Genomic DNA, 7,992 nt, shown 5'->3' with positions numbered 1-7,992 from the left:
CGGCGGGGGCCGGGGGGGGGGGCGGGGGGGGGGGCGGGGGCGGGGGGGGGGGGGGGGGGGGGGGGGGTCCCGGGGGGGGGGGTGGGGCGGGGGGGGGGGCCCGCCCCAACGCCCCGGACAGGTGGGGGGAACCGCACGTACAACGTCGGGGGAGACCTGCTCGACATCCACGGCAACACGATCCACGGGGGGTTCACCGGCATCCGCAAGGAGCAGGACAAGGGCAGCGGTCACGGCGGGAGCGCGGGGGCGGGTGAGGCGGAGTGAGCGACGACCACGACGAAGGCGCCTCCTCGCACGACACCCACGACGCGCACGACGCGCGCGAACCGCAGGACGGGGGCCGCGGCCAGGAGGACCGGGGAGCCGGCAGGGGATCCGGGCGGGGCGGCGAGCGGAGCTCCGGTCGAGGGGGCGAGCGGGGTTCCGGACGCGGCGGCGAGCGGGAGGGCGAGCGCTCCGGTGAACGCTCCGGAGAGCGGGCGGGAGGCGGCGAGCGGGGCGACGGCGCGGGGGAGCCGCCGCGCGAGGTGAGCGTCTTCGCGTCCGCCGACCGGAGCCCCATCGGCGGCGACGGGGACACCGGAGGCGCCGCCACCGCGCGCCGGGCACTGCGGACCTGGGCCGGCGCCGAGGGCGACCGGCACACCACCTTCCTCGGCGACGGCACCCTCTTCGAGGGCAACCAGTTCTTCTCCGTGTTCGGCTCCGACCACTCCTCGCGCTTCGTCCGGGGCCCCGTACCGCCCGAGACGCTCGACGACCTCGGACAGGTCTACTGCGAGATCACCGGCTACCAGGAGATGAAGCAGCGGCTCCGCGACCACCGGGTCCTCGTCCTCTGCGGCGAGCCCGGCAGCGGCCGCAAGGCCACCGCCCTCGCCCTCCTCGACGAGCTCACCGGCGGCCACGTCTTCCGCCTCGACCCGCGCCACGGCGTCGACGAGATCACCGAGGAGGCGCTCCAGGAGGGCAGCGGCCACCTCATGGAGCTGCTCACCGAGGACGACCGGACCGAGAGCGAGCCCGCCCGCTCCCGCACCGGCCGCGGCGAGGCCACCGGCGCCGCACGCCGCCCCGCCACCCGCCTCTCCGAACTGCACCTGGACCGCTTCGGCGACCTCCTTCGCGGCCGGAACGCGTACGGCATCGTCCTCGTCGAGAGCGGCGAGCTCGCCGACCGGCTGCTGCGCGGACGGTACGGCACGGCCTGCGCGCCCCCGCCCGCCGACGAGGTCCTCCGGCGCCACCTGCGGGTCCGGCTGCGCGACGAGCCGCCCGAGGCCCTTGCCGCCGCGTGGGAACTCGCCGAGCGCCCCGACGTCGTCCGGGCCGTCGGCCTGGAGGAGCTGCGCCCGCGCGAGGCCGCCCGCTTCGCCGACCACCTCGCCCGCCACTGGCGCGGCGAGGCGACGGACGAGCAACTCCTCGGCGAGTGCGCCACCTTCGTGGCCTCCCAGGCCCGCGAGTGGTTCTCCGGCGCCGACCGCCCCGGCACGCTCCCCGAGGCGCTCCCCGCCCTGAACACCGGGGCGTTCCGCATCGCCGTCGCCGTCTTCGACGGCTCCGCCTACAGCCTCGCCGCCGAGGCCGCCGAACTCCTCGCCTGGGAGCTCGCCGTCGCCCTCGACCCCGAACACGCCCCGGGCAGGCGTCTGTTCGGCACCCGAGCCGAGCACCGCCCGCTGCGGGCGCGCGCCGTCCTGGAGGACGGCGAGCTGGACCTCGGCACGGCGAAGGTGCCGGTGCGGGCCGTCCGCTTCCAGGGCGAGGCCCTCGCCGGCGCCGTCCTCGGAGAGGTCTGGCACGGCTACCACAACGCCCGCGGCCCGGTGGCCCGTTGGCTGCGCGCCCTGTGCGACGACCCGCGCGCGGAGGTGTGGGTGCGGGCCTCCGTCGCCGCCGGCGTGCTCTGCTCCTGGGACTGGATACACGGCTTCCGCGAGCTGATCGTCCCCCTCGCCGTGACGGACGTGCCCGTCGCCCGCCTGGCCGCCGCGACCGCGCTCGCCGAGTCCGCCCGCGACCCCCGGGTCAGACCGGCCGTCGCCTCCGTGCTCAAGGACTGGGCGGTGTCCGAGGAGTCCGCACTCGTCGGGACCGCCCTGCTGGCCCACGGCTACGTCCTCGCCGCCGGAGGCGTCCCCGGCTCGCTCGAAGCCCTCGCGCGGATCGTCAGGGCCCACGAGGCCTCCGACGGCGACGTGCTGGTGCTCGCCGCGTTCAGCGTGGCCCGGCTGCTCGCCTCCGGCGAGCCCGAGACCGTGCTGCGGCGGCTCCACCTGTGGCTCGACGACGGGCGGCTCACCCTCGCCAACGTGGTCCACCTCGCCGTCATCCGCGCGCTGAGCACCCGGACCACCTACCTGTGGGGACTGCGGGACGTGCCCGAGCTCGACCCGCACGCGTCCCGCCCGCTGCTCGTCGCGCTGCTCGCCACCCGGCCGGACCTCGCTCCCGGACTCGCCCGGCTGCTGCGGACCACGCTCGGCACGGCACGCGCGGGAGCGGCGGCCCTGGAGGCCCTCGGCGGGCTGCTCCGCCGCGCCGCCAAGGACCAGGAGGCACTGGGCCACGTCTGCCGCTTCCTGCCGCTCCTCGCCGTGGACCGCCGCGACCGCGACCGCCTCAGGGGCCTGCTGAACGAACTGGTCCGGGACCGCGACCGGCCCCTGGACAGAGGCGCGGCGCGCCGCATGTGGGACGCCGTGACGGAAGGAGCGAGTCGATGAGCGGGCCCGAGCGGGACAGGCGCGCGCGACCGGACGAGCGGGCGCGGGGGGACGAGCGGGCCCCCGACGGCCGCGCCCGGCAGCGGTACGAGGAGTCACCAGGGCGCGCGCGGGACGACAGGGAACGGCAGCGGCGGTACGAGGGGGAGGCGGAACGGCCGCGGTACGACGACCGGGGCGAGGCGCGGGCCGGGGACCGGGACCGGGAGAGGTACGGGGGCGGGGGCCGGGAGCGGGAGAGGCACGGGGGCGGGGGCCGGGAGCGGTACGGCGAACAGGAGCGGTACGGCGACGGCGACCGGGACCGCCGGCCGGAGCCGGGACGTGAACAGGGGCGGGGAGGCGCGCGGGTGCCGGAGGACAGGGAACGGGACGTGCGGCGGGACGGCGGCCCGGACGAAGGGCGGGGCCGGCCCTGGGACGACGTGCGGGACGAGGTGCGCGGCGGCGGCCGGGCGCGGGAGGCCTGGGGCCCGGAGGCCTCCGGGCGGCCCCGCGGACCGCTCCTCCGTGAGTACGCGCCCCCGTACCGCCGCCGGAGCGGCCGGGTCGCCGCCGTGCTCCTCTACCGCAACGGCGGGCACCGCGTGGCCTGGCCGGACCGCAACGAGGACGTGAACAAGCCGCTGCTGGGCTCCCCGTACACCGTCTTCGAGGTGCAACTCGGGCGGAACGTGACGGAGTTCCGGCTCCAGCTGCCCGCCGCCGGGGACGGCGTCTTCTTCGAGGCCGTCGCCCGCGTCCAATGGGTGGTCACCGATCCGCACCTCGTCGTCCAGGAACAGGTCGAGGACGTCGCCGAGCTGCTGCACGACGAACTGCTCGACCGGCTCCGCCGGCTGTCCCGGCGGTTCCGGATCACCGAGGCGCAGCGCGCCGACGAGGCGGTGCGGGACGAGCTGAACGCCGGACGGTTCGTCCTCGGCCGGGACATCGGCCTGAAGACCCGCGTCCATGTCTTCATCGACCTCGACGACCAGGTGAAGGCCGAGGTCTACCGACGGGACCGGATCGGCGTGACGATGGAGGCCGACGCGCGCGAGGCCGAGGCGGAGCGCCGCAAGGACGCGGCCGAACGGGCCAGGATCGCCGACCGGGCCCGCGAGATGGAGGCCCTCTTCCGGCGCGGGGACCTCGCCCAGATCGCCCACCACATGGCGATGCACCCCGACAAGCAGTGGGAGATCCGTACCCAGCTCCAGCGGGAGCGGCGCGAGGGCCAGGAGGACTACCTCGCGGTCTTCAACCGCCTCCTCGACACGGGTGTCCTGGAACGGCACGACATCGGCGAGCAGATGTACCAGGTCCTGATGTACCTGCGGACCCAGACCGGCAACGTCGTCGGCCGCATCACGGGCAACGTCCTCAACCCCTCGGGCGGCCCCGGGGGCGAGCGGGCGCGCCGCGCCCTGGAGGAGGGCGGTCCGGAGCCGGTCCGACCGGACTGGGGCGACGAGCACGGGGAGCGGACGGGGCGCACGGAGCGGACGGAACGCGACGAGCGCACGGAGCGCACCGAGCGCGACGGACGGACCGAGCGCGACGGACGGACCGAGCGCGACGGGCGGACCGAGCGCGACGGGCGGACCGAGCGCGACGGGCGGACCGAGCGGGACGACCGTGACGAGGCTCCGCAGGACCGGCGGGTCTACGAGCCCACCCGCGTCGAGTCCGGCTCCGACCGGGAACGGGAGGAGTTCCGCGAGAGGGAACGGGAGAGGGACCGGGACGGCGACGGGTACCGGTACGGGGACCGCGAGCGGGACCGGTACGAGCGGGACGACCCGTACGACCGGTTCGACCGTGACGACCCGTACGACCGCGAGGGCCCCGGCCGGACCCGGCGGTCCTCCGGATCCGCCCGCCCCGGCCGCCACAGCGAGGAGTTCGACGACTGGGAGGACGAGTGACGAACCCGGACCCCACACCGCCGACGGCCACCCAGGCGCCCCCGGACGCCGTACGGACCCCGGCCACCCAGGCGCCCCCGGAACCCGCGCCCGCCGCGGTGGCGCCCGAGGAGCTGCGGTTCATGGCCGAGCGGCTGCTCGCCACCGTCCGCGAGGACATCGGGCGGGCCGACACCAAGGCGGCGATCCTGCTCTCCGGCGCCCTCGCCTTCCTCGCCGTCGTGTTCTCCGGCGACCGCGCCCCGATGCCCACGGCCGGCGCCGGACTGGCCCTGCTGCTCGTGGCGGGCGCGCTGTGGACCGCGGGCGTCCTGATGCTCGTGTCGGTGGTCCTGCCCCGCACCCGGATCGGCGCGGAACGCACCCTCCTGCGCGACCTGACGGCCGGGCCGTCCGAGGGCGAACTGCGCGAGCGGCTCGCCCCGCCCGGTGCCGACGCCACCGGCTGGCTCCTCGAACAGGCCAGCGTGCACGGGCTCGTGCTCGCGGCGAAGTACCGGTGGCTGCGCCTGGGCGTCTCGGCGCTGGCGCTCGGCGCCCTCCTGGCCCTCCTGAGCGAACTGTGGTGAGAGTGACGATGCGTTGGACGAACAAGGGGAGCGCCCTGCTCCTCGCCGGTGCGCTGCTCGCGCTCACCGGCCCCCTCGCGACCGCCGGAACCCCCGGTGCGCCGCGCGGACCCCTGGCGGTCGCCGAGGGCGACGGACCCGACCCGATCGACTTCGCCGTCGTCGTCGACCAGTCGAAGAGCCTGGCCGACAAGGACCTCGCGCGCGAGACGGAGGCGGCGGGGCTGCTCAGCCAGGGCGAGATATCCGAGCGCTCCCGCGCGACCGTCATCGGCTTCGGCAGCTCCGAGAAGCCCGGCCAGTCGCCCGTACGCGAGGTCTGCGCGCTCACCGTCGCCGACGCGGCCGGCCGCGAGCGGCTCAGCGACTGCGTCCAGCTCCTCAACAAGCGCGACGCGGCCCGGATGGGACCGGGCACCGACTTCCCGGCGGCCATCCGCCAGGCCGTCACCCGCCTCACCCAGAAGAGCGACACCGGCGGCGCGGCCGCGAAGACCCCCGCCAAGTACAAGGTCGTCTTCCTCCTGACCGACGGCAAGCTCGACGTTTCCGACAGCCCCGAGTACGGCACGGACCCCGTCAGCCGCCGCTCCAACGGCGAGCGGCGGCTCACCGAGGAACTCGCCCGCGCCCGCGCGGCCGGCGTCCAGATCTGGCCCCTCGGCTTCGGCACCGAGATCGACCGCGCCGCCCTCACGGCCATGGCCGCCGGCGGCTACCGGGGCACGTGCTCCGCGGTGCCGGGCTCCGCCCCCCACATGCGGGTCGTCGCGAGCTCCGCCGACCTCGACAAGGCCCTCCAGGAGACCTTCGCCGCCGCGCGCTGCGCGCGGATCTCGCACGGCACCGCGGGCAAGCCGCCCGCCGACCTGTCGGTCGTCATCCCGCCCATCGCCACCGACGGCTCCCTCACGGTCTCCAAACACGACCCGAAGGTCCGGGTCACCTACTTCGACCCGCTGAACCGCCGGGTCCCCACCCGGGGCGAGTTCGAGGGATCCACCTTCGAGGTCGGCGGCCAGGACGGTCCCGTCGAGGCGCTCCGCGTGAAGAACCCGCTGCCGGGACGCTGGCGCGTGCACATCGAGGCGCCCGAGGGCCACCGCGACCGCGAGGTCGTCGTCCGCGCCATCTGGCAGGGCATGCTCCGCTCCGACGTCACCCTCGACCCGGCCTCCCCGCGCCCCGGCGAGCAGGTCACCGTGGCCGTACGGATGCAGACCCGGCGCGGGGTGACCGTCACCGACCCCCGCCAGCTCGCGGGACTCGCGGTCACGGCCGAACTGCGCGGCGCCGGCTTCGCCCCCGTGACGTTCCGGCTCGCCGACGACGGGAAGGCCCCCGACCGCAAGGCGGGCGACGTCCGGTTCACCGGCACGCTCACCGTGCCCGCCGGAGCCACCGGCGACCTCCGGCTCACCACCCGCATGTCGGCGCCCGGCGTCACCTCCGACCGGCGGCCGCTGCACGCCCGCATCACCCAGGGCACACCGCTCCTCACCGCCGGGCTCGCCTTCGACCGGGCGACCGTGCACCCCGGGGGCACCGTCCGCGGCACCCTCGACGTCACCAACAACGACTCCGGGCCGCGCGTCCTGCGGCTCGCCGTCCAGGACGCGACCCCGGGCTCCGAACTCTCGGTCTCCCCGGCGACGGTCACCGCACCGCCGGGCGGCAGCAAGCGCGTCCCCTTCACGGTGACCCTCGGCGGCGCCACACCTCTCGGTGAACTGGGCGGCGTGATCGCGGTCGTGGACACCGGCGACGGCGACCGCGTCCTCGACGACGACTTCCTCGACGTCCTCGTCGTGGCCCCGCCGTCCTGGTGGGACCGCTGGTGGAAGGCCGTCGTGGGCGTGGCCGCGGTCCTCGTCGTCGTCGCCGCGCTCCTCGTCGTGCAGACGGCGGCCCGGCGCCGCCGCCGCGACCTCACCGGGGTCACGCTCGAACTCCACGGGGACGGACGCGTCCTGGACACCCTCACCGTCCGCCGCGGCCAGAGCGTCCGCGGCTCCTTCCCCTTCACCATCGACGACTCGGGCGGTGCGCCGCCCACCCTCCGCCGGGCCCGCGAGGGCTCCTCGTCCGGCGCGCACGTCCTGCGCCGCACGGGCACCGGCCAGCTGCTGCTGCGCCCCCGGGGAGGCACGCAGGTGTCGCTGCGGCCGGGCCAGCCGGCCGGCCTCGACGCGTACGCACTCGTCGTACGGGGCGGCGGGGGGACGGGCCGCGGCGGCCGGACGGACCGCACCCGTGCCGGAGCCGACTCCGGACACGGCGCCGGATCCGAGTCCGACTTCGGATACGGCTCCGACTCCGGCTACGGCGGCGGGTACGGCTCCACCTCCACGTACGGCGGCGGGTACGGCTCCGACTCCGGTCAGCGCTCCGGCCGCGGCTCCGGCGCGGGCAGCGGCTACCGCACGGACGAGGACCACGGCCCCGGCCACGGTACCGACGAGGGCGCCGGCTTCGGCACGGGCGACGGTGACGGCTCCCGTACGGGCGACGGCTCCCGTACGGGCGACGGCTCCCGTACGGGCGACGGCTCCCGGTCCCGTACGCGTGACGGACAGGAGGGCCGCGTCCCGTGGCCCCGCCGGTTCGGACGCTCCGGCCGCTCCGGCGCCGGAGCCGGCGACCGCAGGACGACCCGTCCCGGCGCCCGCGACGGAACGGGCGGCGGAACCGGCGGCAGCACCACAGGACGCAGTACGGGAACGGGCGGCACGACCGCCGGGGACCCGGACCCCAACTTCTGAACGGGCCCCCAAGGGAGAC

Annotated in this window: 4 protein-coding genes; all 4 read left to right on the top strand. The window is 76.5% G+C overall.

Annotated elements, in window-relative coordinates; genetic code table 11:
• The first annotated feature begins 263 nt into the window (after nucleotides 1-263).
• From ACF08F_RS28040 to ACF08F_RS28025, 4 genes are read left to right on the top strand one after another with little or no spacing between them, the layout of a single operon-like run.
• The gene (locus ACF08F_RS28040; RefSeq protein WP_392301290.1) at nucleotides 264-2,732 is read left to right on the top strand and encodes a hypothetical protein; all 2,469 of its coding nucleotides are present in this window, start codon (nucleotides 264-266) and stop codon (nucleotides 2,730-2,732) included.
• Nucleotides 2,729-4,642, top strand: coding sequence for a hypothetical protein (locus ACF08F_RS28035; protein ID WP_392301289.1), 1,914 nt, complete (start codon nucleotides 2,729-2,731; stop codon nucleotides 4,640-4,642). The genes ACF08F_RS28040 and ACF08F_RS28035 overlap by 4 nt, the downstream gene beginning before the upstream one ends.
• Entirely contained in the window at nucleotides 4,639-5,211 is a 573-nt protein-coding gene (locus tag ACF08F_RS28030) for a Pycsar system effector family protein (RefSeq protein WP_392301288.1), read from the top strand. The genes ACF08F_RS28035 and ACF08F_RS28030 overlap by 4 nt, the downstream gene beginning before the upstream one ends.
• A gap of 8 nt (nucleotides 5,212-5,219) precedes the next feature.
• Entirely contained in the window at nucleotides 5,220-7,973 is a 2,754-nt protein-coding gene (locus tag ACF08F_RS28025) for a VWA domain-containing protein (RefSeq protein ID WP_392301287.1), read from the top strand.
• The last annotated feature ends 19 nt before the right edge of the window (nucleotides 7,974-7,992 follow it).

The organism is Streptomyces sp. NPDC015130 (assembly GCF_043080005.1).
GTDB lineage: Bacteria > Actinomycetota > Actinomycetes > Streptomycetales > Streptomycetaceae > Streptomyces.
The sequence above is the reverse complement of the archived record's forward strand: the minus strand, read 5'-3'. Positions and strand labels throughout refer to the sequence as shown.

Coding starts and splice junctions, on each gene's coding strand:
- ACF08F_RS28035 (WP_392301289.1), top strand. CDS start 2,729: ATGAGCGGGCCCGAGCGGGACAGGCGCGCGCGACCGGACGAGCGGGCG.
- ACF08F_RS28025 (WP_392301287.1), top strand. CDS start 5,220: ATGCGTTGGACGAACAAGGGGAGCGCCCTGCTCCTCGCCGGTGCGCTG.